The sequence below is a fragment of the Paenibacillus xylanilyticus genome (assembly GCF_013359935.1).
Taxonomy (GTDB): domain Bacteria; phylum Bacillota; class Bacilli; order Paenibacillales; family Paenibacillaceae; genus Paenibacillus; species Paenibacillus xylanilyticus.
Map to the genome: position 1 here is coordinate 172934 of NZ_JABMCB010000201.1, position 24534 is coordinate 197467.

22 protein-coding genes are annotated in these 24534 nt (G+C 48.0%); 9 read left to right on the forward strand and 13 right to left on the reverse strand.

Features of this window, described 5'->3' with window-relative positions:
* Nucleotides 1-23: 23 nt before the first annotated feature.
* Nucleotides 24-998 carry an LCP family protein gene (locus HP552_RS25035; RefSeq protein ID WP_175398109.1) on the reverse strand — a complete coding sequence of 325 codons (975 nt, stop codon included), beginning with the start codon at nt 996-998 and terminating at the stop codon, nt 24-26.
* Nucleotides 999-1179: 181 nt separating this feature from the next.
* Between HP552_RS25035 and HP552_RS25040 the strand changes: the two genes are divergently transcribed.
* The 3 genes from HP552_RS25040 to HP552_RS25050 all read left to right on the forward strand — a co-directional run bounded on the left by HP552_RS25040 (nt 1180) and on the right by HP552_RS25050 (nt 4944).
* Nucleotides 1180-1731: an undecaprenyl-diphosphatase gene (locus HP552_RS25040; protein WP_175398110.1), complete on the forward strand. Its 552-nt coding sequence runs from the start codon at nt 1180-1182 to the stop codon at nt 1729-1731.
* A gap of 215 nt (nt 1732-1946) precedes the next feature.
* Nucleotides 1947-3650 (forward strand): methyl-accepting chemotaxis protein, encoded by a 1704-nt coding sequence (locus HP552_RS25045; protein WP_175398111.1) that lies wholly within the window; start codon nt 1947-1949, stop codon nt 3648-3650.
* A gap of 499 nt (nt 3651-4149) precedes the next feature.
* Nucleotides 4150-4944: a C40 family peptidase gene (locus tag HP552_RS25050; RefSeq protein ID WP_175398112.1), complete on the forward strand. Its 795-nt coding sequence runs from the start codon at nt 4150-4152 to the stop codon at nt 4942-4944.
* Between the two features lie 129 nt (nt 4945-5073).
* Here the strand turns inward: HP552_RS25050 and HP552_RS25055 are convergent, their stop codons facing one another.
* A complete protein-coding gene (locus HP552_RS25055) occupies nt 5074-5979 on the reverse strand; it encodes an ArsR/SmtB family transcription factor (protein WP_376768990.1) in 906 nt (301 codons plus the stop codon).
* A gap of 182 nt (nt 5980-6161) precedes the next feature.
* Between HP552_RS25055 and arfA the strand changes: the two genes are divergently transcribed.
* The gene (arfA, locus tag HP552_RS25060; RefSeq protein ID WP_175398114.1) at nt 6162-7670 is read left to right on the forward strand and encodes an arabinosylfuranosidase ArfA; all 1509 of its coding nucleotides are present in this window, start codon (nt 6162-6164) and stop codon (nt 7668-7670) included.
* 86 nt (nt 7671-7756) lie between these two features.
* Here arfA and HP552_RS25065 read toward each other — a convergent pair whose 3' ends face one another.
* From HP552_RS25065 to HP552_RS25075, 3 genes are all read right to left on the reverse strand, one after another.
* Entirely contained in the window at nt 7757-8521 is a 765-nt protein-coding gene (locus tag HP552_RS25065; protein WP_175398115.1) for an MBL fold metallo-hydrolase, read from the reverse strand.
* A 169-nt stretch (nt 8522-8690) separates the two neighbouring features.
* Entirely contained in the window at nt 8691-10556 is a 1866-nt protein-coding gene (locus HP552_RS25070; protein WP_376768986.1) for an ABC transporter ATP-binding protein, read from the reverse strand.
* Complete coding sequence (locus HP552_RS25075) at nt 10543-12291, reverse strand: ABC transporter ATP-binding protein (protein ID WP_175398116.1); 1749 nt, start codon at nt 12289-12291, stop codon at nt 10543-10545. Before HP552_RS25075 ends, HP552_RS25070 begins: the two co-directional genes overlap by 14 nt.
* A gap of 361 nt (nt 12292-12652) precedes the next feature.
* On the opposite strand from HP552_RS25075, the gene HP552_RS25080 reads away from it, so the two are divergent.
* Nucleotides 12653-13576 carry an S-layer homology domain-containing protein gene (locus tag HP552_RS25080; protein WP_175398117.1) on the forward strand — a complete coding sequence of 308 codons (924 nt, stop codon included), beginning with the start codon at nt 12653-12655 and terminating at the stop codon, nt 13574-13576.
* 316 nt (nt 13577-13892) lie between these two features.
* Nucleotides 13893-14738 carry an EcsC family protein gene (locus tag HP552_RS25085; protein WP_175398118.1) on the forward strand — a complete coding sequence of 282 codons (846 nt, stop codon included), beginning with the start codon at nt 13893-13895 and terminating at the stop codon, nt 14736-14738.
* A gap of 159 nt (nt 14739-14897) precedes the next feature.
* On the opposite strand, the gene HP552_RS25090 is transcribed toward HP552_RS25085, so the two are convergent.
* From HP552_RS25090 to HP552_RS25120, 7 genes are all read right to left on the reverse strand, one after another.
* Nucleotides 14898-16172 (reverse strand): MFS transporter, encoded by a 1275-nt coding sequence (locus HP552_RS25090; RefSeq protein ID WP_175398119.1) that lies wholly within the window; start codon nt 16170-16172, stop codon nt 14898-14900.
* Between the two features lie 425 nt (nt 16173-16597).
* Complete coding sequence (gene queF / locus HP552_RS25095) at nt 16598-17071, reverse strand: preQ(1) synthase (protein ID WP_175398411.1); 474 nt, start codon at nt 17069-17071, stop codon at nt 16598-16600.
* A gap of 155 nt (nt 17072-17226) precedes the next feature.
* The gene (gene queE, locus HP552_RS25100; protein ID WP_175398120.1) at nt 17227-18003 is read right to left on the reverse strand and encodes a 7-carboxy-7-deazaguanine synthase QueE; all 777 of its coding nucleotides are present in this window, start codon (nt 18001-18003) and stop codon (nt 17227-17229) included.
* Complete coding sequence (gene queD, locus HP552_RS25105) at nt 17996-18487, reverse strand: 6-carboxytetrahydropterin synthase QueD (protein ID WP_154893068.1); 492 nt, start codon at nt 18485-18487, stop codon at nt 17996-17998. Before queD ends, queE begins: the two co-directional genes overlap by 8 nt.
* Nucleotides 18484-19164 carry a 7-cyano-7-deazaguanine synthase QueC gene (gene queC, locus HP552_RS25110; RefSeq protein WP_175398412.1) on the reverse strand — a complete coding sequence of 227 codons (681 nt, stop codon included), beginning with the start codon at nt 19162-19164 and terminating at the stop codon, nt 18484-18486. The genes queD and queC overlap by 4 nt, the downstream gene beginning before the upstream one ends.
* Before the next feature lie 471 nt (nt 19165-19635).
* Entirely contained in the window at nt 19636-20340 is a 705-nt protein-coding gene (locus HP552_RS25115) for an AIM24 family protein (protein WP_175398121.1), read from the reverse strand.
* 18 nt (nt 20341-20358) lie between these two features.
* Nucleotides 20359-20817, reverse strand: coding sequence for a hypothetical protein (locus HP552_RS25120; RefSeq protein WP_175398122.1), 459 nt, complete (start codon nt 20815-20817; stop codon nt 20359-20361).
* Between the two features lie 302 nt (nt 20818-21119).
* Between HP552_RS25120 and HP552_RS25125 the strand changes: the two genes are divergently transcribed.
* The 3 genes from HP552_RS25125 (at nt 21120) to HP552_RS25135 (ending at nt 23315) form a co-directional block, all read left to right on the forward strand.
* Nucleotides 21120-21287: a hypothetical protein gene (locus tag HP552_RS25125; RefSeq protein WP_175398123.1), complete on the forward strand. Its 168-nt coding sequence runs from the start codon at nt 21120-21122 to the stop codon at nt 21285-21287.
* Nucleotides 21288-21494: 207 nt separating this feature from the next.
* The gene (locus HP552_RS25130; RefSeq protein ID WP_175398124.1) at nt 21495-22199 is read left to right on the forward strand and encodes a hypothetical protein; all 705 of its coding nucleotides are present in this window, start codon (nt 21495-21497) and stop codon (nt 22197-22199) included.
* Nucleotides 22200-22355: 156 nt separating this feature from the next.
* Nucleotides 22356-23315, forward strand: coding sequence for a helix-turn-helix transcriptional regulator (locus HP552_RS25135; protein WP_175398125.1), 960 nt, complete (start codon nt 22356-22358; stop codon nt 23313-23315).
* A gap of 57 nt (nt 23316-23372) precedes the next feature.
* Here the strand turns inward: HP552_RS25135 and HP552_RS25140 are convergent, their stop codons facing one another.
* Nucleotides 23373-24044 carry a 3'-5' exonuclease gene (locus tag HP552_RS25140; RefSeq protein WP_175398126.1) on the reverse strand — a complete coding sequence of 224 codons (672 nt, stop codon included), beginning with the start codon at nt 24042-24044 and terminating at the stop codon, nt 23373-23375.
* Nucleotides 24045-24534 lie beyond the last annotated feature (490 nt).

Genomic DNA, 24534 nt, shown 5'->3' on the forward strand with positions numbered 1-24534 from the left:
TAAGGCCACCGTCATTATGTTTATTATTGCTGCGCCTGAGCATCTTCATCAAACAGATTTTGAATATAGGCCTGGAGTTTGCTCTTATCTACACCCAAGACTTGAGCAGAACCTGCTAGCTCGTTGGTTAACAGTTTATTTGGCGGAATCTGCTGTTTGTCCACTTCACTCACGTTAATATCAAACCCGAGTGAGGCCAGCTTCAGCATCTGTGTAGGGCTGAGATCTGTCTCAATATACGGAGCAACAGCCTCCAGGATGTCCGGAATTTTAAAGAGTGACGTGGTACTTTGCAGCTTTTTGGCGAGCTCGGTCATGAAGATTCGCTGCCGCTCGGTACGGGTGAAATCGGAGGTGGCATCATGCCGGAAACGCACATATTGAAGGGCCGTTTTGCCATCCATGTGCTGAAGTCCTTTTTTTAGATCAATATCGTACATATGTTTATCAGCTTTGCTGGTGTAATACATGTCTTTTTCCACATCAATATCTATACCATCGACAGCATCGACAAGAGCCATAAATCCGATGAAATCGGTGTATACGTAATGCTGGATCGGGATACCGAGCAGATTGCTTACGGTTTGTTTGGTCAATTCTGCGCCGCCGTAGGAAAAGGCAGCGTTAAGTCTACTTTTGCCATGTCCGGGAATATCCACATACGTATCTCGCAGGACGGAGAATAAATGCGCCCGTTTGGACACGGGATCAATGGAAGCCACCATCACGGAATCCGAGCGTCCTGCATCGTCACCTCTGGAGTCACCCCCGAGAAGCAGGATGTTTACACGTTCCTTGCCTTCCCACTTGGGAATTGGAGTCGTTGAAGTGTCGTTGCCAGGGTCTGTCTGAGGAGTGGATGTGGACGATGAGGAAGTACCTGAAGCGGTTGAGATGCTATTGGCAAAATGAACAATGGAATATCCGTAATATACAAGGACACCCGTTACGGCAAGTGCCAGGGTCAGGGTCGTCCCCCACAACCATTTTTTAAGCATAATCTTCACCTTTCTATTGTTGAACTGATATGTAACCCAAACCATTTTAACAAAAAGTAAGGAAAAAGTCCTCTTTGATTTCGAATATTCGGTCAGTAGTCGTATTGTTTGACAAATAGTTGGTGGGTATTATAGTGTAAAAACGAATCACGTTTTATGTAATGGAGGTATGAACACACTTATGAATCAATCTGTCTTTAACTGGATCAATCAGTTCGCGGACCAGGTTCCGCCTCTGGACTGGTTCATGATTACTTCAGCCGAATATGCAGTGTGGGTTATGATTGCCCTTCTGGTTATAGTCTGGTTTCTGGGTAATCCGTCCAAGCAGCGTATTGTCTTTTATGCATGTGTAGCGTCCATTCTGGCCCTTGGTCTTGCCAAGTGGGGCATTTCCCCGGCAGTAGGTCATCCAAGGCCGTTCGTGGAAGGGAATGTGCATCAGCTGGTTCCGCATGTACCGGATCCCTCTTTTCCAAGCAAACATGCCTCGTTTGTATTTGCGCTTGCTGCCGCTTCATTTTTCATCGGACGCCGTTTCGGATTGTGGATGCTGCTGCTTGCCGTGCTGACGGGTGTCTCGCGTATATATGTGGGTGTGCATTATCCGGGAGATATTTTGGGCGGATTTATTCTGGGCAGCCTGGTCAGCGTCATTCTGATCGCGACGCGTCACTATACCAAGTCGATTCCGGATTTCTTTATCAACATCCATCGGCGGGTTTTTCGGTAGAAATGAATGGATGCCATTGAGTAGGGAAGGGCGTACACTTTACATTAGAGTCTTGAGTTTTTGGCTAGACCAAAGACTTAAGGCTTTTTTGTTTTTATTTTCGAAGTTACATGAAATTTCTGAAAATTAAATTCGCATATCTACAATTCATGTCGATAGGTGTCGATATATTATTCATATGTATTAGTTTATGGCTAATTTGAGGAGTGGGGAAAATGAGGTTAACGATTCGCATGAAGTTGTTGGCTGGGTTTCTGGTTGTGGTTGCATTGCTTGCGTTTGTAACTACCTATGCATTGACTCAGATTCAGGGGATGTCCAAAACTTCTGAAGAAATCGACCAGATGTGGATGCCCAGCGTTAGTCTGCTTGGCACGATGAACGGTGATGTTTCCGATGTGGAGCGTCAGGCTCTTGCAGCCATTGTTGAGACGGATGAGAATTCAATTGCAGAGATAAGTGAATCCTTGGAGCAGCTGAAAGTCAAGATTGAGGATGAGCGCAAACAGCTACTTGAGCTTGTTAAGGGCAGTGACGAGGCAATGGCACTGTATAATACGTTCAGCACCAACTATGATGCCTATTTGGCGAAAATGCCTGAATTTGTAGAGCTGGGTATGGCTAATAATTTCGGGGGAGCCAGCAGGCTTCATACAGAAGCCTATCCATTATGGGATAAAGCCAATGATAGCATTGCCCAGTTGATTACGATGAGCAATGAATTAGCGGGACAAGCTACAGCTGACTCGTTGGATGAAGCCAATAGTGCCTTTATCATCATTTTGGTAGTAACAATTATTGCCTTCCTGATCGCAGTCTTTATTGCATTCTTCATTGCTAGCATTATCTCGAGACCGATTCAAAAGATGAACGCTTCAGCGATGCTGATTGCGAATGGTGATCTAACAGGTGAAACGATCATGCTTAAAAATAAGGATGAGCTTGGCACGTTGGCTACTTCCTTCAACACGATGACGGAAAACCTGCGTGCGATGATTCAGTCCGTTTCCATGACTTCCGAACAGGTAGCCGCTTCGTCGGAAGAACTGCTGGCGAGTTCAGAGCAAAATACGCAAGCATCCGAGCAAATCTCCGCGACGGTCGAGCAGTTGGCTGTCGGCACTTCGGACCAGGTGAACATGGTGAAACGTTCTTCCCAGGCGATGAGTGAGATGGCCATCGGTTCGGAACAGATTGCAGAGCTTGCTCAGAGTGTATCCGTATCTGCTGTGGATGCAGCGAATCAATCGGCTGAAGGGAATATGATTATCCAGCAGGCTGTGGATCAAATGGGATCGGTTCGTACTTCCATTGCTTCACTTACTGAGCTCGTTACAGGGCTGGGAGAACGTTCTGCTGAGATTGGCAGCATCACAGAGGTAATTAACAACATCGCCCGTCAAACCAACCTTCTTGCATTGAATGCCGCGATTGAGGCTGCACGTGCAGGGGAACACGGACGAGGTTTCGCCGTTGTTGCCGGAGAGGTTCGTAAATTGGCTGAAGAATCATCGGAATCCGCGCAAAAAATTACGGAACTGGTACAGCTCATTCAGAATGATACGAACCATGCGGTACAGGCGGTAAAAGTGAACAGCAGTGAAACCGAAGCCGGAATAGAGATGGTTACTGCGGCAGGACAAGCCTTTGAGCAAATCTCGGAAGCAGTAAACAAGGTCGCTGGAGAAATTCAGGAAGTATCTGCCGGATCGGAAGAAATGTCAGCAAGTACGGATGAAGTGGTTCGGTATGTGGACCAAATCTCCAACATAGCTGAAGAGGCATCAGGCGGAGTACACAATGTCTCTGCGGCAACCGAAGAACAGCTGGCTTCCATGGAAGAGATTGCATCTTCAGCAGCTTCTCTTTCCAAAATGGCAGAAGAATTGCAGGAACAGATCAACAAATTCAAAGTATAGAAACTACCAGAGACGGTTACTTCATGCGCGCGATCAGGCGTCATGAGTAACCGTCTTTTTTGCTCTAAGGTAATTTTGACCTATCTATTTTTCGAGAAGAGAAGGAATGCCTGAAGTAGCTGTTAGGAATTTGAATCAATAAAGCGGCAGTTTCTGTTGATTGTGGACATAGTAATGTTTACCACTTATGGAAATTAACATTGCGATGGTGGGTATATGGACCTATATTCTGATTTAGTTGAAATAAACTACCCGTAACGGCTGGAAACGAAGTGGTATCAAATAGTTACAATATTTTAACCTTTGGGAAACACTTCATATTCCTGCTGTTTTCCATGTGGATGACGGTTTCATTCCTGATTCTTAGTGCTCAAATGGCCTGAGATGAATACAGGACTTTGGTCTGATGATCGCAATGGACAGCCCGTTTACAATGGGGCAAGCCCGGAGAGAACGAAGCCAGGTTAAAATTCTGTAACATCAGGGGGAACACGACATCATGAACTGGAAAAGCAAAATCATTACCGCAAGTCTAACAGCAACGATGCTGATGGGAAGTCTGACAACAGGAGTACTAACGGCACCGGTTTCCGCAGCAGCTGTTGAACATTCCAAACTGAAAGTAATCTGGGGAGTTAACATGCGTACTTCACCATCATCTTCTGCTGGCGTTGTTCGTATGGTACCAAAAGGGGAGACTGTTACCGTACTTAAAAAATCCGGATCTGCATGGTATAAAGTACAAGATTCCAGCAATCGGACAGGCTACATATCCTCTTCTTCAAAATACACAAAAGCTGTTAGCGGAAGCACAACGACTTCCGGTTCGGGCAGCAGTACTTCTGAGACAGGCAGTGCAGCTGTAGAGAAAGTTATTGCCGCTGGCATGAAATATTGGGGAACACCTTATGAATTCGGAGCGAGCAGAAACAGTACCGCTACTTTTGACTGCTCCAGCTTTGTCCGCCAGGCATTTATCGATGCACTCGGAATCAAGCTTCCTGCAGATTCACGCCAGCAGGGCACTTATGTAAAAGGCAAAGGTGCCGTTAAGACGGATTGGACTAAACTGAAGCGTGGGGATTTGATGTTCTTTATGTCGTATAAAGGCACGAAAGCTTCCTCTTACGCTGGGGTTAACAAGTCTACTGCAAGAATTACGCATGTCGGAATCTATCTTGGAGACGGAAAGGTACTGCACACCTATTCCAACGCTGGTGGCGGAGTAACGACCAGTGACATCTCGGGCAAGCACTGGGAATACCGCTTCCTCTATGGCGGAAGTGCACTGTAAGATCAGCAACAGGCCAATTTCGGAGCTCACGCAGAATAAATAGGATCGTGAGATAGGAAATTTGGATACAGCAAAGGACCTTCCATCATTGCCGAAGACGGCAGATGGAAGGTTTTTTTGGTCCTGTTTTTAATCCTGGTAGTAGAGACGGAACATAATATCCTGATTATAGTTACCGAATCCTTCACCGTATAAGGTAAGGCCGCCCACATGCTGCGCGTCCTCCTCAACAGACAGCCGCAATGTCCATTGATTGCGTTCCACCGGAATATCCGAAAGTGTGACTTCAGAGACACGCTGCCCATCAATAAACGTTCCTTCCTGGGTAATTCGCAGCACCTTCAGCATGCCGTATTGATTGACACTCTCACTCCACCAGTCAGGGGTAAATACACCCCGTCCATTCCCCGAATCACCCGGGCTTGTCCATTCACCCACAACTATTCCATTGAGCATAAAAGTAATATCCGAGGGCCAATTCGGATTGACCGAGGGCGCTTCAGAACCGATCTCCAGCGAAAGTTCAATGGAGTTGATCTGCTGTCCGGATAAAATGTAGTTTGGAATTTTGTATTCCACAAATCCGCGTCCAAACCAGAGAATATGCGCATGCATCCGTTCCGGGTCCAGGAAGTAACGCGGATCGTCGTATTGCCCGATCACATGGCTGGACGTAGCCAGACCACAAGTGGGATATACATCAAAATGGGTGTAATGTCCGACGGGAACGGCAACTTCATGAACCTTGCTGGATGTTCCGGTTTCCTGCGGCATGGAGATGCCAATCCAATCAATGGCAAGGCTGTTCATTTTGTGAGTACCACCATCCTTGCGGACCATCTTGGACTGGATGATGCCTACATCCTGCAGCTTTCGAACGTGCATCGTTACAATCGCACTGCTTAGGCCAAGAGAAGCCGCAATATCTTTTACGTTCATCGGGTTCTCCGCAACAAGTCGTATAATCTGCAAACGGACCTCGCTGGCGAGTGCTTCATATAGGGGCAGCCATTCTGCATCAGTATTTGCTCTAATCAAGGGGGTTCCTCCATTATCAAGTTCTAGAATTAAGTCAAACATAAATCCATCCAAAAGAATAACATTTTTAAAAATTCAGGTTGAAATTGGCGTTATAATCGATTTTAATATAAATATGAACGTTGATCCATAGATTATCAATTAATTTTTATATTAATCTTAAGGAGCTGAACTTCACGATGGTAAAAGCAAAAATGACGGTAGACAAGGATTTCACAATTGGTGTAGTTGACAAACGTTTATATGGTTCATTCATTGAGCATCTCGGACGTGCCGTATACGGCGGTATTTATGAGCCAGGACACTCCTCGGCGAACGAGGCGGGATTCCGTACGGATGTGCTGGAGATGGTCAAGGAGCTGCAGGTTCCGATTGTCCGTTATCCTGGGGGAAACTTTGTATCCGGTTACAATTGGGAAGATTCCGTAGGCCCGGTGGCAGAACGTAAACGCAGACTTGAACTGGCCTGGAGAACCATTGAGACAAATGAATTCGGTTTCAATGAATTTGTGGACTGGTCCAAACTTGCAAATTCAGAAGTGATGATGGCCGTCAATTTGGGAACAAGGGGTGTGGATGCAGCCCGGAACATCGTGGAGTACAGCAACCATCCGGAAGGTTCGTATTACAGTGATCTGCGGATCAAGCATGGTTACAAAGAGCCTCATGCGGTCAAAACATGGTGTTTGGGTAACGAGATGGACGGCCCATGGCAGATTGGTCATAAAACGGCAGAAGAATATGGACGGGTTGCGCTGGAAGCGGCCAAAGTCATGAAATGGACAGATCCCACCATTGAACTGGTTGCCTGTGGTAGTTCATCGCTTGGCATGCCGACGTTCCCGGAATGGGAAGCGACGGTGCTCGATCATACCTATGATCATGTTGAATACCTGTCTCTCCATCAGTATTACGGCAACGCGGATCAGGATACACCAACGTTCCTGGCGCGTTCACTGGAAATGGATCGGTTTATAGAGACGGTTATGGCGACTTGTGATTATATCAAAGCGAAGAAGCGCAGCAAGAAAACGATGTACCTGTCCTTTGATGAATGGAACGTATGGTACCACTCCAACGAGAGTGACAAGAAGCTGGACCCATGGCAGATTGCACCTCCACAGCTGGAGGACGTATACAACCATGAGGATGCGCTGCTTGTCGGCTGTATGCTGATTAGCATGCTCAAGCATGCGGATCGTGTGAAGATGGCTTGCCTGGCACAGCTGGTCAACGTTATCGCTCCGATCATGACAGATACGGGTGGTGCGGCCTGGAGACAGACGATTTTCTATCCGTTTATGCACGCTTCCGTATTTGGACGCGGAACAGCGCTTGTGCCGCTGATTCAATCTCCGAAATACGATACCAAACAAATTACGGATGTTCCGTACCTGGAAGGTATTGCGGTTCATAATGAAGAGCAGGGTGAAGTGACTGTGTTTGCCGTAAACCGCCATCTGGAAGATGCACTCCAGCTTGAAGTGGATCTGCGCAGTTTTGGTCAATGCAGCCTGCTGGAGCATATCGTGCTGGAAAGTGATGATCTCAAAGCAGCGAATACCGCTGCACAGCCGAATCGCGTAGCTCCGCATAATCGTGGTGGTGCAGAAGTGTCAGGTACCCTGGTTACCGCAAGTTTGGCGAAAGCTTCATGGAACGTCATTCGACTGAAAATTCAGCAATAGAATTGAAGGTTCAAGATAAAAAGACTGGATGCGAATCAAACGCATCCAGTTTTTCGTTTTTAGGGTGACTTTCAATTCTCGAAAGTTCACAACTTCGAATCAAAAACAAAGCTTTCTCCATCCCGGGGAATGAGCACCTGTTCGTGCAATTGTTCGGAAGCCAAATAACTGGAGAGGTCCGTGCGGGACATCATGCAGTGATTAATGGCATCCATATGAACAGCAATGACATGCGCATCCGGTGCTTGCCTTATCACTGCAGCCACATCAGGACCGTCCATGGTGATCGGATCGCCATGGGTAAAACGTGCGCCTCCCGCATTCACAACAATCACTTCGGGTTGATAGCGCCGAATAGCCTCGGCCGGTTCGTTACACCAGATCGTGTCCCCTGCAATATACGATACGGGTTCCCCATCTGCCTCCAGTACAAAACCGGACACCTTACCCATCCGTTCCCCAATTTCTCCTGTACCATGCTGCCCAGATGTTCGTGCAAAACGAACCGAGTGGTATTCATGCTTCTCATCCACAGCAGTAACGTTGGTGAAGCCGGCTTCGGTAAATACATTCTCATCCCCTGGCTGACACAGCAGGGGTACATCCTTGCGAAGCTGCTCCGCAGCGGCTGCATCCCAATGATCCACATGGGTATGAGTAACAATGACCAGATCCGGACTCGTGTAATCTGTCTCTGTTTCCGGCAGGGAAACCCTCGGATTAGGCAAATCATTAGGTGTGTCAGGAAAAGCAGGCATCATCTCAGGGTCCATAAACATGGGATCAACGAGGATGTTCAGATTTCCATATTCCAGCCATAGGGTGGCATGTCGAATCAATTGAATTTTCATTGAACCTGCACTCCTTCAAGATGTAATGATATTCTCCTATATGTTATACAACCCGTTTTCGCGGTGAATAACACGCCGATACAATATTTACATGAGATAGGTAATGTTCAATCTGCCCAAAAGAAAAACATGCCGCACTGCAGCGCAGGCGGCATGTATAGGCATTCGTTTATCCTGAGATGGCTGTGTCACCGCCGGCTTCCCGTGCATGGGTGTACAGATCCGCGTAGATACCTTTGGCTTCAATCAGATGCTGATGAGATCCTTCCTCGACAATTTCCCCATGCTCCATGACCAGAATACGGTCGGCGTGCATAACGGTAGACAGGCGATGTGCGATGACGATCGTGGTTCTTCCCTGAGAAACGGTTTCCAGTGCTTGTTGCACCAGCTGTTCCGTATGGGAATCCAGATTGGCCGTAGCCTCATCGAGAATGAGGATACGTGGCTGGAACACCACAATCCGTGCAAAAGAAATCAGCTGGCGCTCCCCGGCAGACAGTCCGCTGCCGCGTTCGGAGAGGCGGGTATCATATCCCTGCGGCAGCCGTGAGATCATGACATGTGCGCCGACAAAACGGCAGGCTTCAATGGCCTGCTCTCGCGTAATATCCTCGCGAAACATGCGGACATTGTCAATAATGGAGCCTGAGAACAGGAAAGGTTCCTGCTGAATAAGGCCCACGATCCGGTGAAGTTTGGCCTGAGGCAGACGCCGAATGTCTGTGCCATCAATTTCGATGCTGCCCTGGTTTACATCGTAGAACCGATTAAGCAGGGAGATCAATGTGCTTTTGCCAGCTCCCGTTGTTCCCACAATGCCGACCATTTCCCCTGGGTAAAGGTGCAGGTTCAAATGTTGAATAAGTGGGCGGTCTGCCCGATAGCCGAATGACACATCGTTAAAATCAATTTGCCCCATCACGTCACGTGGCTCCAATGAAGAGGCCGTTCCGGTTTTCGGATCAGCGACTTCCGGACGGGTATTCAGAATGTTCCAGATTCGATCCATGGAAACGGTGGTGGATTGGAACGTATTCCATTGCATCGTAATTTGGTTGATTGGCTGAAAAAACTGGCGGATATAGCTGATAAACGCGTAGAGCACCCCGACCTGCAGCGACTCACCCAGCACGGCACGTCCGCCAAGCCAGACCATCATCACCAGAGCCGCATTGCCCAGGATGTCAAACGTTCGGTTAAAGATGACATTGGAGCGGGCCTGGGTAATGTTGGCCTTTAAGTGAAGTTTATTCTGCTCCGTGAAGCGTTTCTTCTGTTCTTCCTCCTGATGGAAAACCTGAATCAGAAACATGCCGGACAGATTCTCCGCCGTAAAAGCAATCAGACGGGAGAGACGGGTACGGGCATTCTGATAGGCTTGGCGCAGCTTGCTGCGAAACAATACCGCAACGATGGCAATCACAGGCAGTACAATCAGGGAGTACCCTGCGAGTACCGGATCAAGCTGGAACATAAAGAAGATAATGAGCACCAGCATCATGCCATCCCGAATCAGGCTGAGCAGAACCTGGGTGAAGAAGCTGCTGATCGTCTCCGTGTCACTGGACACATTCGTGACCAGGCTGCCAATATGGAAGCGGTCGAAGAAGGACATGGACATTTTGGAGATATGCCGGAAGAGGTCTTTGCGAATGAGAGAGACGATGTTCTGCCCGACATGCTGCAGCAAGTTATTTTGTATATAGGTGAAAATAAAGCTGATTATGGCCAGTGCCAGATAGACGGCTGCCAGTTTTACGAGAAATCCCACGCTGGTCTGGCCAATCGCCAGATGGTCATCAATAGCTATTTTGACCAGATACGGCTGGAGCAGATCGGCAGAGATCCCAAGCAAGGAGCATAAAAAAATGCCCAGAAAGGCAAACCGGTGTGGTTTGGCGTAGCCCATCATCGCTTTAAAAGAAGAACGTTTACCGTGTTCTTTTGCTGAAGCTGAATCAGCGTTGTTCCCGGATGGAGACTGCAGTGCGGAACTCGTTTCGGTATGGCTGCGACCCTTATGATCCCTCATGATGCAATCCCTCCTCCTGTAAACGGTAGGTTGCAGCATACAACCCTTCCGCAGCCATCAATTGTGAGTGAGTTCCCTGTTCTGCAATTCGTCCTTCATCAAGGACGATAATTTCATCCGCATGGCGGACGGCACTGATGCGGTGAGAAATAATCAGGGTGGTCTTGCCTTTGCCGATTTCCCGCAGGCTGCGCAGAATGCCGCTTTCGGTGACAGCGTCCACCGCACTCATGCTGTCATCCAGAATGAGCACCTGGGCTTTTTTGATCAATCCACGGGCCAGACTGGTTCGTTGACGCTGACCACCGGACAACGTCAGCCCGCGTTCACCGAGCAGCGTGTCGAATTGATCCGGGAAACGAATGATGTTGTCGTAGATCATGGCCTGCTTTGCACTGCGTTCCACGGTATCGAGTGGTACCTCCCGGTCGCTGAATGCAATATTGTCACGAATGGTAGTGCTAAACAGGAAACCATCCTGCGGGACATAGGCGATGCGGGAACGAAGACTTTCCAGCGAAAGCTGCCGTATGTCCGTACCATTCATTTGAATCGTTCCTTCAGGCGGTTCATATGTACGAAGCAATAGTTTAACCAGTGTGCTTTTGCCTGATCCGGTTTTGCCTACAATACCTACGGTCTGTCCAGCCCCAATCTTCAGACTGATGTGTTTGAGTGCCGAAGCCGAACTGCCTGGATAGGAAAAGGACAGGTCATCAATGGTAATGTCATTGACCGCACCGAGTGTTTTAGCCCCGGAGACTTCCCGCACATCCGGTTCTTCCGTCAGCAGATCGTTAACCCGTTCGAGTGACGCTCCCGATCGCTGCATGGTATTGATCACATTGCCAATCTGCTGAAGCGGGCCCATGATGATTCGCAAGTATAGTGTCAATGCCACAAAGCTTCCGAGTGTAATGGAATTTTGCATCGTCAGAATCCCGCCAACCAGAAGGGAAACGACCAGCGAAATGGCACCAAGCAGTGGCAGCAGTGCTTGAAACAGGGAAGAGAGGCGAACGAGCCGCAATTGCTTTTCCTTGATGGCATCCACCGTTGCTCCAAATCGTGCCCGAGCGCCGTCTTCGATGGCAAAGGTCTTCGTTACGCGGATGCCGCCCAGCTGCTCTTCTGCAGATTCGGTCATGCTCGCGAGGGCGTCCTGCACATCACGGGAACGCTTCCGAATGCGGGGACCGAAAAACACAACCAGAAAGGGAATCGCCAGCAAGGGCACGATACTGATCAGGATGAGACTCATCGGAATTCCGCTAAGCAGCATCATCACGATACAGGACAACAACAGGAAGGTGGCGTTTGTCATCATCGTCACTCCATTGGATATGGCTTCACGCACGGAGGTGACGTCATTCATGACATAACTGAGCAGCTTCCCGTTACCCTGCTTGGAAAAGTAGTGCTCACTCAGTTCGGAGAACTTGCCGAATATGCGCTCACGTGTCATGAATTCGAAGCGTCGTCCAAGTCTCATAATCATGAACTGCCCAGTACCGAAGAGAAGGTTATAAGCGATGGCTATAGCCAGAAGCCACAGACTATACCGGATGACGGTGTCCATTTGAAGAGTATTTTGCATGAGCTGGTCCGTGAAACTGCCCAAAATTCGGGGTAAAGAGGCCTGACCGACATTGGAGGCAATAATCAGCACAACGGCAACCAGATACACGGGCCAGTTGCTGACGACATAGCTTCGAAGTAATCCTGTCTTGGACATATCATTGGTTCTCCTTTGTTCAGGTGGAAGTTGGTTACGCTGCGGAGGCAAGAAAAGGGCCGACACCTGAAATTAGCGCGTCGTGCCCTCTTACTTTATGCGATCCCGTTTGCTGTTTATCCGTAAAACAAATGATTTCTTTCTTTATCTTATTTTTGCGCTAATCCGAATCATTGTCAACGAAGCATGGAAGAAGGGCATAAAAGTGAAAGTTCACAGGCCATTCAGACATGGATATGTAGTTTTTTGCACAGGTATTGTCCCAATGTCGAATTCTCTGAAACATTTCTTGAAGATGTCCCGTCTGTAGGATTGAAGAAGTCAAAAATAGGGTTTACTACTACTTAGGAGGTGCCAGGAAATGAAACATAAAAAAGGATTGGCTGCAGCACTTGCACTTTGCGTTTCTCTGACGGCAGGAGGTGCATCTGTACTCGCTTTTTCGGACGTAAAAGATGAAGGACAAAAAACGATTGTGGATTCCCTGAGATCAAAAGGGATTGTCAGCGGTGTAACGGCGGATTTGTTCCGTCCGGATCTCGCATTGTCCGAGCCGCAGGGTGTTCAACTGATTGTGAAGGCATTTGGATTGAAAAATGAATACGCAGCCGCTTCCGCGCAAAATAAAATCAGTCCGGATACCTGGTATGCAGATGCGGTACAGGCTGCAACCCAGAATGGTCTGTCCATTCCGGTAGAATTGAATCCCCAAGGCAAGATGACACGTGAGCAATTTGTTATTTTGCTTCATGAAGGCATTAACACAACCGGGAATTATCCGGTCATCATGAAGTATAATCTTGTTAAGGACGAAAATAAAATCGGTAAGGACGCCATATCTGCAGTCCAGAACCTGCTGAACATGAACATCATTGAACTGGATAAGGACGGGAATTTCCGTCCAGATCAGTCGCTTACCCGTATGGAGGCTGCAAGCATGATCTTCAATGCACTTGAGTTTGTGGATAAACACGGCAATGGCGGCTCGGCAGAGCCCGCTCCGACGAATCCCGGTGAAGGCCAGCAAGCCATCGTACCTGAAGTGACAACCACCAAGGTCGATGACAAAACAACCAAGGTCAAGCTCACTGCTGAAATGCCACATCCTGGTTACGGTTTGAAGATTGATGATGTCAAACTGGAGAAGGATGGACGTGCCATCGTGCTGTACTCCATCATTCAGCCAGATCCGGACATGATGTACCCGATGGTTATTACAGAGGTTACGGCGGAGACCGACATTCCGACCGGTTATACCGCTGAAGCTCAGCCTTCCGGCAAATAAGCCGAACCGTTTCCGGTTTGTCCTTTCAAGGATCGCTTCATGAAGGAACGTACAACTTGCTATAATATACTTAAAACCCGCCGCAACCATATAAACATGGACGGTGGGTTTTTGGTTTGTTTTTATTTTTCAATCTGATGTTTGGTCTTGTGTTTCCAGGCAAAATCAATCCGATTAAAGCTTTGCTGTGCGACACGTAGGGGATTGAAGAATTCCGGGTAGATGCCCAGGAGTTTAAATGAAGTAACCATAGCCGCTTCAACAACGTATACAATCCATAGCGAAAGAATTAATCGAACATACAGGAGGACCACATATGGATTCACGCGAGACATTGGATCAGGAGCTTGAACAGATTTTGAAGTGGGAAAAAGAACAGAAGGACTTGTTTATTTGGGATAAAATCGGTCGTTTGCCATTTGCGATGCTGGATAAAGTAATGCCAAAAGCGATCAAACAAAAAATTGGTGACGCCTTGAACGAAGTCGGACAGTACGTGCAGAATGGCGGCAAATTTCTCGTTCAAAAAAAGAAGGTGACCAAGCTGCTTCAAGAGGAAGCGGAAAAGTCCGGTTATTCCATGACAGACTATACCTATCGCCTGGAACAGGATGCCGAGGCAGAAGGGACCGCAAAAATTCATAGCGTGGAGAAGCTGCCACTTGAAGTTTTGGACCGTGTTGCCGACAATATTACCGAGAGCAGAACCAAGTTTGCCGCAGCACAAGGTGCCGCGACGGGAATTGGCGGAATTGTAACGATTGCAGCGGATATTCCGCTGGTGATGGGGCTTTCCCTGAAAGTACTTCAGGAAATGGCATTATGTTACGGTTATGACCCGGATGATCCCCAGGAGCGGATATTTATCGTTAAATGCCTGCAATTTTCCTCCGCCGATATTGTAGGCAAGAAGGCCATTATTGATGAACTGGCCGAGTACGACAATCCGGACAAGCAGGTACAGGTGGTTTCACAGATGCAGGGCTGGCGGGAGGTTTTTAATTCCTACAGTGAATCCTTCGGCTGGAAAAAGCTGTTCCAGCTCATTCCGATTGCCGGCATGGTGTTTGGTTCGGTGAGCAACAAAAATACGATTCGGGATGTCGCCGAAGCAGGTAAAATGTTATACAAAAAAAGGCTGATTCTTCAGCGCTTGAAGTAATCATTCATAACAAAAGGGTTCCCGCTTATCTGCGTACCAGACGAAGGCGGGAACCCTTTGTGATTGTATTGGATGCTATCTAAATCTGATTCTGAAAGATACAGCAAGTGGAGTGCAGCAAGTTGTAAGATATCTCATGTTCAGATCGATGTATATCCGTTATTCTTCACTTCCGTTTTCTTCCGCCCAGCGTTTCAGCACCTTATCCGATGGGAGCAGGAAGGTGAATATGCCGATCAGCGGCAGGAAGCTGCACATCTGCATGACTGGAGATACACCGAACACGTCGATCCAGTTCCCCAGCACGAGTGCACCGAGCCCTCCCATACCAAATGCCAGTCCAGTGATCAGGCCGGAGACGGTTCCGATTTTGCCCGGAATGAGCATTTGTGCATACACTACGGTCACTGAGAAGCTGGACAGCATGATGAATCCGATAATGGTCAGCAGCACGCCGGTCCAGAACAGATTGGCATAAGGCAGCAGCAGGGCCAGCGGAGCAGCTCCGGCCATCGACAGGAAGATCATGTTGCGTTTGCCGAAACGGTCCGCGAGGGGACCGCCGAAGAATGTGCCCAATGCACCTGCAGCCAGGAACAGGAAGATATAGATCTGTGCGTCCTCCGTGGACAGGTTAAACATATCCTTCAGATTAAACGCATAAAAGCTACCGATGGAAGCGACATACCACGAACGGACAAAGACGAGCAGGATCAGAATGGTGATGGCAGCTGCAATTTTTTTGCGTAATGCCGGATTGGGGGCACGGCGGGCAGCCGCCTGTTTGCGCAGGTAACCTCCCGATTGCAGCATGCGGCCATACCAGCGGGCTATATAGATCTGTACCGCGATCCCCATGGCTGCAATGCCAGTGAATCCGATGGCACCAAACAATCCGAACGGGATGAAGATCCATCTCGTCAATAGCGGAGCGAGAGACTGTCCGGCGTTACCACCCACCTGAAAGATGGATTGGGCGAGACCCCGGCGTGGTCCTGCGGCCATATGGGATACCCTGGAACCCTCCGGGTGAAAAGCTGCCGAACCAAGTCCGACGAAGATGACCGAGATCAGGACAGCCATATAACTGTCGGCAAATGCCAGCAACAGCATGCCGGTAAATGTGAAACCCATTCCGATCGGCAGGATCGAAGGCGTAGGTTTTTTGTCCGCAAACCAGCCAACGACAGGCTGCATGATGGATGCGGTAAAGTTGATGGCGAAGGATATCCATCCGATCTGGGTATATGTAAGGTGCATGGAGTCTTTCAGGATTGGAAAAATAGCCGGAATGACAGACTGGATCGAGTCGTTAAATAAGTGAACCAGACTGATGGCAATTAGAATCCGGTAAACGGTGCTTTGGGCATCCAATCCGGGTTGGTTTTTCGAACGCATCGCAGCGTCCTTGGATAATGAAGTTTGCATGGACATGTACTTTTCTCCTTTGGTCGCGGTCACGAGGGATCAGCGCCTGATAATGTATTGTGCCTAAGCATATTGTTACATAATAGGATAGATTCATTGAGGCGACAAGGGGAACAGGTGAAATAAATGCCGACGTTGGAAACGGAAACACAAGGAAGGACATTGAAAAACCAGATAGCATATATATCACATTTATGGTTATTTTCGTTTCGTTTATTGAATACCCTCTTAGCCGTTCTTATTAACATGAATACTCGGTGGCACATTTCACCTGAACTTCACTGATGGATACGTGCCTGCAAACGATGCTGTCATTATGGTAATTTCAAAATTGATATTAGAAATTGAACATGAAAAAACAAGCCGAACAATCTTCCATGTGAAGAGTTTGGCTTGTTTTTTTAGTAAAGAATAGCAGAAGTGCTGGCCAATTAACGATTATCAATCGTCTCCGGGTACATATCGTGGTTCATCATGCGATGTTCAGCCATCTGTTCATACTTTGTTCCTGGTTTGCCGTAGTTGGTGTACGGATCAATGGAAATGCCGCCACGCGGCGTGAATTTGCCCCAGACTTCAATGTAGCGGGGGTCCATCAGCTTGATCAGGTCATTCATGATGATGTTCACACAATCCTCGTGGAAATCACCGTGGTTGCGGAAGCTGAACAGGTATAACTTGAGGGATTTGCTCTCTACCATTTTTACATCGGGAATGTAACTGATATAAATGGTGGCAAAATCAGGCTGACCCGTGATCGGGCAAAGGCTCGTGAATTCTGGGCAATTGAATTTTACAAAATAATCGCGGTACGGATGCTTGTTATCAAAGCTCTCCAAAATTTCAGGATCATACTCAAATGTATATTTCACGCCTTGGTTGCCCAGCAGCGTCACATCTTTCATTTCATCAGGTTGTCTCGTCAATGTCTTAACTCTCCTCGTTCCGTTCAAGCGAGAAGCTTGCCGGTATATATGATAGGGATCCCAGGTCTTGAATTCAAAGCCTTTGGTTGTTCCTGAAAATTACATCATGCTGCCCATTCCACCCATACTGTCCATCAGACGCCGCGTTTGTTTCCCCACACCAAGGTGTGCAGCTGGGGAAGCACGCGGACATCGTTCAGGTCGTCCGATGCACTGACTTGATCAATCAGCCATTCATAACGGGCGAGCAGGGATGACGCCAGATCCGGCGTATCCGCAGAAGTGACATCCGGGTTTCCGGTCTGCAAAAACAAATCTGTGCCGGGATACCGTGCATGCACACGACGGGCATAATCCAGGTCTGTTTCATCGAAAATTACGATTTTCAGACTGTGGCTGCGTTCCGCCTGTCCAGCGGATAATCGTCCGATCAGGTCATCCAGCACGTCCCAGTCCGTGTCCATGCCTGAGCTAGGCGGCTTGGGCGAGACCGTAACTTCGTCAATGTCTGCTAGCCAAGGCTGCCAGCGGGAGCCCTGCGTTTCCACCGCTGTGCGGATACCGTGCTCCCGCAGCAGGGAGACCAGGCCGCCCAGCGAGGCGAGCAGGGCGGGGTTGCCGCCGGAGATGGTTACATGGGAGAAACGCGAACCGCCAACGCGGCGCAATTCTGCCCATACGTCCTCCGGCGTAATCATCCGGATTTGGTCCTTGCCACTGCCGTCCCAGGTAAAAGCCGAGTCGCACCAGGAGCAGCGGTAATCGCAGCCCGCGGTGCGGACAAACATGGTTTTCTGCCCGATCACCATGCCTTCGCCTTGAACCGTCGGACCGAAGATTTCCATCACGGGGATCCGTTTCTCTTGGCCTCGTACGGAAGCAGAAGCCGCGTTTTCTTGCAAGCTACTCATCGATCATCCACTCCCGTCTAGCCTCGGCGTAGCTGGTTGGTGTCTCGTAGAGGCGCACGAATTCGGTTCGGCCACCTTCAGTAAGCCCGGCATATGGTTCAGTCTGCAGCGCATGTTCCATCTGTTCGAACAGCCAGACGACCATATTCTCAGCCGTTGTATTCATAAGGGGAAGAGTCTCGTTCAGGTACTGATGGTCCAGATATCCTTCAATTTGTGTTTTCCATATATCCTTGATATGTCCAAAATCAACGGTCAGCCCGGTTTCACCCGGATAACCGCTAATGCCAAAAACGACTTTATACGTATGGCCGTGCAGGTTTTTGCACTTGCCTTCATAACAATGCAGATGATGCGCAGCATCAAAGGTGAATTCCTTGCTGACGAGTACACGTTTGCGGTGGTAACGCAGCTGTGATGGCAGAATATCCTCTCCAATCCGCTGCAGATGCTCAACAATACGGAACGTTCCTGGCTCCCTCATCGTACGTCTGCTCCCACGGATCCGGCAGCGGCGCGCTGCTCAACATAGCGATCCAGTCCGGCTTTGCGCAATTTGCAGGCAGGACATTCACCGCATCCATCACCGATCACCCCGTTATAGCAGGTCAGTGTCCGCTCGCGTACATAATCGAAGGCTCCGAGGTCATCTGCCATTTTCCACGTTTGAGCTTTATCCAGCCACATCAACGGAGTATGAATGACAAATGGGTAGTCCATCGACAGGTTGAGGGTCACATTCATCGATTTAACAAACGAATCCCGGCAATCCGGATATCCGCTAAAATCGGTCTCACATACACCTGTAACCAGGTGACGTGCTCCTTTTTGCTTCGCCAGGATGGCCGCAAAACTGAGGAAGAGCAGGTTGCGTCCATCCACAAATGTGCTGGGCAGCTCGCCTTCTTCATGAGTAATCTCGACATCGGTACGGGTCAGTGCGTTGGGCGCAAGCTGATTGAGCAGGCTCATGTCCAGCACGGTTTGCTGTACACCTAGGTCATGTGCAATGGCGGCAGCACATTCGATCTCCTGCTTATGGCGTTGTCCATAATCGAAGGTGACAACCTCGACTTCGGCAAATTGCTGCTTGGCCCAGAACAAACAGGTGGTACTATCCTGACCGCCGCTAAATACGACGACCGCTTTTTCTTCGTTCAACATAAAAAAACCTCTCCATCTTCTTAAGATCAATCCATGCACCTAGGCACAGAGTGTCGGAAGAACAGAGAAGTTCATGAACTGGCATCCATCAAAAAACACACCTTCCCTTAAACTGCTTCAAAAAAGCAGCACGGTAAAAGTGTCCTTAGTTTTTTACGTACGTTATCATTGTGTACGCAAGACTTGTAATGACCATTACAGGGTCAACGTCTTATAGAGGGAGTTCGCGAACCTCTCCCATGCCGAAGGCATGGATTTTCTTCTTCAATTGTCTGAACCATTATAACACGAAACCGCCCGGTGACCACCCCGCTTGTGTCATCGGTATTTTGCATCATTCGATTACACTCGCTCCAGGGTGCAATATATAGACGAATAGGACCATTTCGATCTATATATTGAAGATTGGGAGTCGCTAATTGGATTTTTGCAAAATGCTCATCATAAATGCGGTGATCACCGGGCAGTTCATTTAATCAACACATTGCCGAAGGGAATAACTTCCTTGAGAATGCGTTTAAATAGCCCTTCGTCATTAAGGTCCCGTTCCAGTCTGCTATTCTCGCGTCCTGCCTGGAAGAGCACCGAGCCCTGTCCCGTCATTTTCCAGTGGTAGTTCATATGCTGGCTGGCGAGATTGTTTCCATACACAGTGAGTTCCAGATGTGCATTTTCGGGATAAGCGATGATGCTGCCTGCATCCACATATAGTGGAGCAGTAGGGTGCAGTTCCTGTTGGCAGACCTGACCTTGGGTCAGCAGTCCAATCTTGCCCTTGCCGGAGAACTTCATTTTGACCGCATCCTGAGTGATCAGCATGTTTTTGATCTTCTGAATTTTGGTATGCATGGTCACACCGTCCGAGTAAAAAAAGAGATGCCGAAAATCGTACAGCAAATCGCTGTTCTCGGTGAGTTCAACTTCCTTCATGGTGAATCCAGGAGGCAGTGCCGCCACAAATTGGCAAGGCCCGGTGATTTCTGATTTGATCAGCTTTTTTTTGCGAACCATGCCTGTGATGTTCATGAACTTGTCATTGCGGCTGCCGCTCGAGCCGCGAAAGGCAACGATTTGCTGAGGATGCAAAATATGAAGCCGGTCATCCTGGACCAGCGAGAAAGTAACCACTTGTCCAGCTCCGCCGGCTTCGGTGTTGTTCAGGTGAATGTGCATGTGCTTGCTCCTGTTCTTTTATACTCGGCCCGAACGACGACGCATTCCCCAACGCATAACACGAATCAGAACGAAATAGCCTAGTATGAGGCAAATTACAGTAATAATCATCGTTTGGATGCGTTTGGTCGTGGCATTTTTGGCATCCTGATCTTCCTGCAGTTTGGTGACCATATCGGTCAGTTTCTGATTCTGTTCTATTAATTGCTCATTTTGGGCCTTGAATGCTTCCACATTGGCTTGGGCTTGTCCCAATTGAGCCGAAGTCTCATTAAGTTGGTTCAGCGTTTGTTGGTAGCTTTCCTGCAGGGCGTTCACTTCCCCGGGTAGCTCGGAGACGCGTTCCCACCCGCTGTATATGTCTGAAAATATATTGGCACTAGCTGCACTTACGGTTGATGTCAGAGAGACGGTGAATAAAATGCAAGTGGTGAATAACACCCGAATGTAATGACCCTTGATGGGTTTTGGCATCATTGGCACCTTCTTTCGGTGAGGATTGTCTACTGCCGAATTCGTCATTATTTGTTGAAATACGACTCTTACATTATACGTCAAAACCAGCGTGTTGGGTTCAGGGCATTGTATTTTTTCCAAGAGTAGATACCTGTTTAATTCAGCGATCTGCAGGGTAATATACGTTCAAGGCAGCACGCGGACAGTTTGACAATATATCATTACCCCGGTTCCGGGTGTTTGCCATTCACAATGACGAAAATTATAAAAATAACAATATATCCGATTTTGGAAAAAGATCGTGAACGAAGGAGAAGAAATTTATGTATACGACAGAACAAACCACACCAACCAAAACAATTATGATTACAGTAAACGGCGAGCCAATTGGACGTAAATTGATCATTGACAGCGTGACCTATGCCCCGGTGACAGAGCCAGAATGGGCACCATCCATGACTGATTTGGGGATGAATCAATCTACCCTCTAAGTTGGGACTTGTCATAAATTCGGAGAAGAAAAGCTTGGCTTAATGCCAGGCTTTTTCGTCGTTTTTTGTCGTATTAAGGCGGATTTGGGGGTGAAAAATTATTTTATTGGAAAAATATTATACGAACATATGTTCCGTGACAATATAGTGTCCATTCACCCTGATAACTTATAAGATAATACATATAAATCGGGGGAGAGACTACCAGTGAACTCAGTCTTTGAAGTATGTTATTCGTGGAATAGAGAGGCCATACCGACAGGAGGGGCCGACCCCGTATATATGATGGTTGAATGGCGTTACGGGGCCCCTGCCAAAAGACTTAGGAAAGTAGCACCTAAAATTGTATCGAGAGACATGGAACTTTTGCTCAAACCGGAATTTGGAATTGAACTTAAAGGGATTTATGGTTGCCGATCCAAAGAGACGGACATCGGTTGGATTCTGCGGCTTGGCGACGTATACAAGGGGGAAAGTAAGCAGATTCTGCTTGAATTTGCGATGGGCCCCCGTGTATCGGGAAAAGCAGCCATATGCTCTGCCTACTGGAGTACACGCAAGGTGAAGCAAAGTCAGAGAGTGCTGCTGCGTCGGGAGCAATTATATATTCAATATACGAGTCATTTGGGAATGTTGAGACAGCCGGAGGATCCGAAGGTAGAGAAGACGATTAAATTAAGTGAGACCGTACCCTTGATCAAACAAGCCTTACGAGCTTATGAAAGAGGCCGTGCACAAGAGGGAAGCAATCTGCTTCGCAGGCACGCAGATGCTCTGTTAATCGAAGCGGCTCGCAAACAGGATCTGGATTATTACCAGGAGGCTGAGATTGTGGAAAAACTGCGTCACCACTATGAAATTACGTATGGTGCATCACATAACAGCCATGGAAAAGCCATGTCAGGCGAATAGGGACAAAGAACTATTGATGACCAAATAAAAAAGGATGTTTCTACATAGAATTTAAAGGTGAAAATAAAGAATGAGTCGAATGTACTATATATCATAATGATAAGTTGGTTGGGATTGTATCGAATTTTTTGAACAACAAGTGGAGGGTCCGGCAAAATGACAGACCGACTGATCCGGTTAATGCGCATTATAACTCTTGTGCAGGCGAAACCGGGGATTCTTGCCCGTGAGCTAGCCGAGCGGTGCGAGACAACGGAAAGGACGATATATCGCGACATGGAGGCCCTCAGCGCAATGCATATTCCGATCGCCAATATGGGACATGGCAGAGGGTACAGATTTATCAGCCACTTTGCCATGTATCCGTTAAACTGGTCTGACGAAGAAGCTCAAGCTTTTGTACATCTGGCGGAAGTTATGGATGATATCCGCCCTTTGCTGAAGCCTGCCTTTGAGAGCGCATATGAGAAAGTGGTTGCATCAAATCAGAAGAACAAAACGGAGCGGGTGGAATGGTCGGAGCAAATTAGCGGTTTATTTCAAATTGGAATGTCCGCATGGCAAAATGACAAAGAACAGAGGGATAACTCACTGGTAACCCTGCTTCAAGCCGGCATTTCACAAAACACGATTGAAGCAGAACATCTCTCTCAAGGCACGAAGAAGATTGTGCGACTTGATCCCTACGGTCTGATTCCTCGTGAGTACCGCTTCGATTTGTTGGCATACTGTCATTTTTCGGAGAGGCTACAAATCTATGAAGTAGGGAACCTACAGAAAGTTCGGATTCTGCCTCGTACATTCCGCAAAGATGACTTCCTCTTGCAATCCCATTTACGTACGATGGGAGCCAGTCAAGGGCAAGAGAGGATTGCCTTCAAGATTCGTTTCTCCCGCGATGCAGTTGAACATGTGATGAAGCAAAGATTTTTGGTGCGTCCCATTTTAACGATGGAACCCGAGGGAACGTTATTGCTTGAGACCATATTGAGTGATGATCATGAGTTCATGGGGTGGCTTGCCCAATATGGGCCAGAGGCTGAGATCCTTGAACCTGAGGCATACCGGATCATGATGAAGGAACGTCTGGAGCGCTGGCAGCAAATATATCGCTGAATCCGGCGTAACAGGCGTTCCTTTTTGCGTCATGAAGCGGAAGTTAACGTGGACATGCTATTCGTTAGTCTTGAACAGATGTGCCAGATTGCCAAAAGGTGATTCCTTCACATCATCATCTGTGCTGCTTGAATAGACGACTTTGGATGCAATTCCTTCATCATCAGCGGCACAATTGGTTTCCAGACTGAAGCGGTCAAATTGATGCATGAATACTTTGGCGGTATTAATGGCATCATCCAATGCACGATGCTGAGTACCGTCGAATTCAATTCCACATAATTCCAGTGCCTGGGTTAGGCCCAGCTGACGGAATTTGCCTTCCTTGCGAACAGTTCGCGACCACTGCTGCTGCAGATCGTTGTGGTTCGTGATCCAGGCAACATCAAGTTGATGTGTACGACAATGGGAAATCAATTTGCTGCGGTCATCCGGCCCCCAGGAACACATGTAATACACATCGTTCCCCATCCAGGCAATAAAGTTTTGCAGTGCCTCTGGAAAAAGTGGAGCGGCATCAATATCTTTTTGCGTAATTCCCGTAAATTGAATGGTGTCAGTCGACAGGACGGATTTGTTGGAGGGACGAACATATGTATGAAACGTGTCAGATACGTAAAGGCCGTCCGCTCCCTCTGTAACTTTTACCGCACCGATATCTATTATTTCAGAAGAGTAGCGAGCATTACGGCTAACCGTGAATTCAAGATCATAGATAATATATGGCATAGGACAAGCTCCTTTATCATTAATACATGTTCTATTTCTCTATATTACAGGGAAGCCTGCGGGATGTCAGCCTGTATTGCAATTCATTTTCACTGCATACTCGATTTGCACACAGGAGTTGACAATTTCTTGTAGATGCTCTAATGTGATCAAAAATGCTAACAGCGATTATCGAGGATATGATTACGTAAGCCGGCTTCAGGCAGAGAGGGAACCGATCGGTGTGAGGTTTCTGTTGCTGCTTCGTAGTTCCCACCTCGCGAGCTGCGGAGGAGAATGCCATCAGGCTGCAACCACCGCCGGAAGGGCCCGTTATGCCCAAGAAGGACTGCGTGATCTCGCATTGGACATATGGTGAACGGGACCGGTTTGTTCAGCATGCTCAGGGAAGCTTGGGATATATCAGCGAACTGAAATGCGCAGTTAAATAAGGGTGGTACCACGACACATTCGTCCCTTGACGAATGTGTCTTTTTGCTGTTTACAAGCG

Bases quoted from the DNA above. Each gene is read 5' to 3' on its own strand.
- queD (WP_154893068.1), bottom strand. From the start codon at position 18,487: ATGAGGGAGCCAGGAACGTTCCGTATTGTTGAGCATCTGCAGCGGATT.
- HP552_RS25135 (WP_175398125.1), top strand. From the start codon at position 22,356: ATGACAGACCGACTGATCCGGTTAATGCGCATTATAACTCTTGTGCAG.
- HP552_RS25115 (WP_175398121.1), bottom strand. From the start codon at position 20,340: ATGCACATTCACCTGAACAACACCGAAGCCGGCGGAGCTGGACAAGTG.
- queF (WP_175398411.1), bottom strand. From the start codon at position 17,071: ATGAAAGATGTGACGCTGCTGGGCAACCAAGGCGTGAAATATACATTT.
- HP552_RS25075 (WP_175398116.1), bottom strand. From the start codon at position 12,291: ATGTCCAAGACAGGATTACTTCGAAGCTATGTCGTCAGCAACTGGCCC.
- HP552_RS25045 (WP_175398111.1), top strand. From the start codon at position 1,947: ATGAGGTTAACGATTCGCATGAAGTTGTTGGCTGGGTTTCTGGTTGTG.
- HP552_RS25090 (WP_175398119.1), bottom strand. From the start codon at position 16,172: ATGTCCATGCAAACTTCATTATCCAAGGACGCTGCGATGCGTTCGAAA.
- HP552_RS25070 (WP_376768986.1), bottom strand. From the start codon at position 10,556: ATGAGGGATCATAAGGGTCGCAGCCATACCGAAACGAGTTCCGCACTG.
- HP552_RS25035 (WP_175398109.1), bottom strand. From the start codon at position 998: ATGCTTAAAAAATGGTTGTGGGGGACGACCCTGACCCTGGCACTTGCC.
- HP552_RS25140 (WP_175398126.1), bottom strand. From the start codon at position 24,044: ATGCCATATATTATCTATGATCTTGAATTCACGGTTAGCCGTAATGCT.
- HP552_RS25120 (WP_175398122.1), bottom strand. From the start codon at position 20,817: ATGATGCCAAAACCCATCAAGGGTCATTACATTCGGGTGTTATTCACC.
- HP552_RS25065 (WP_175398115.1), bottom strand. From the start codon at position 8,521: ATGAAAATTCAATTGATTCGACATGCCACCCTATGGCTGGAATATGGA.
- arfA (WP_175398114.1), top strand. From the start codon at position 6,162: ATGGTAAAAGCAAAAATGACGGTAGACAAGGATTTCACAATTGGTGTA.
- HP552_RS25040 (WP_175398110.1), top strand. From the start codon at position 1,180: ATGAATCAATCTGTCTTTAACTGGATCAATCAGTTCGCGGACCAGGTT.
- HP552_RS25080 (WP_175398117.1), top strand. From the start codon at position 12,653: ATGAAACATAAAAAAGGATTGGCTGCAGCACTTGCACTTTGCGTTTCT.
- HP552_RS25085 (WP_175398118.1), top strand. From the start codon at position 13,893: ATGGATTCACGCGAGACATTGGATCAGGAGCTTGAACAGATTTTGAAG.
- queE (WP_175398120.1), bottom strand. From the start codon at position 18,003: ATGAGTAGCTTGCAAGAAAACGCGGCTTCTGCTTCCGTACGAGGCCAA.
- HP552_RS25050 (WP_175398112.1), top strand. From the start codon at position 4,150: ATGAACTGGAAAAGCAAAATCATTACCGCAAGTCTAACAGCAACGATG.
- HP552_RS25125 (WP_175398123.1), top strand. From the start codon at position 21,120: ATGTATACGACAGAACAAACCACACCAACCAAAACAATTATGATTACA.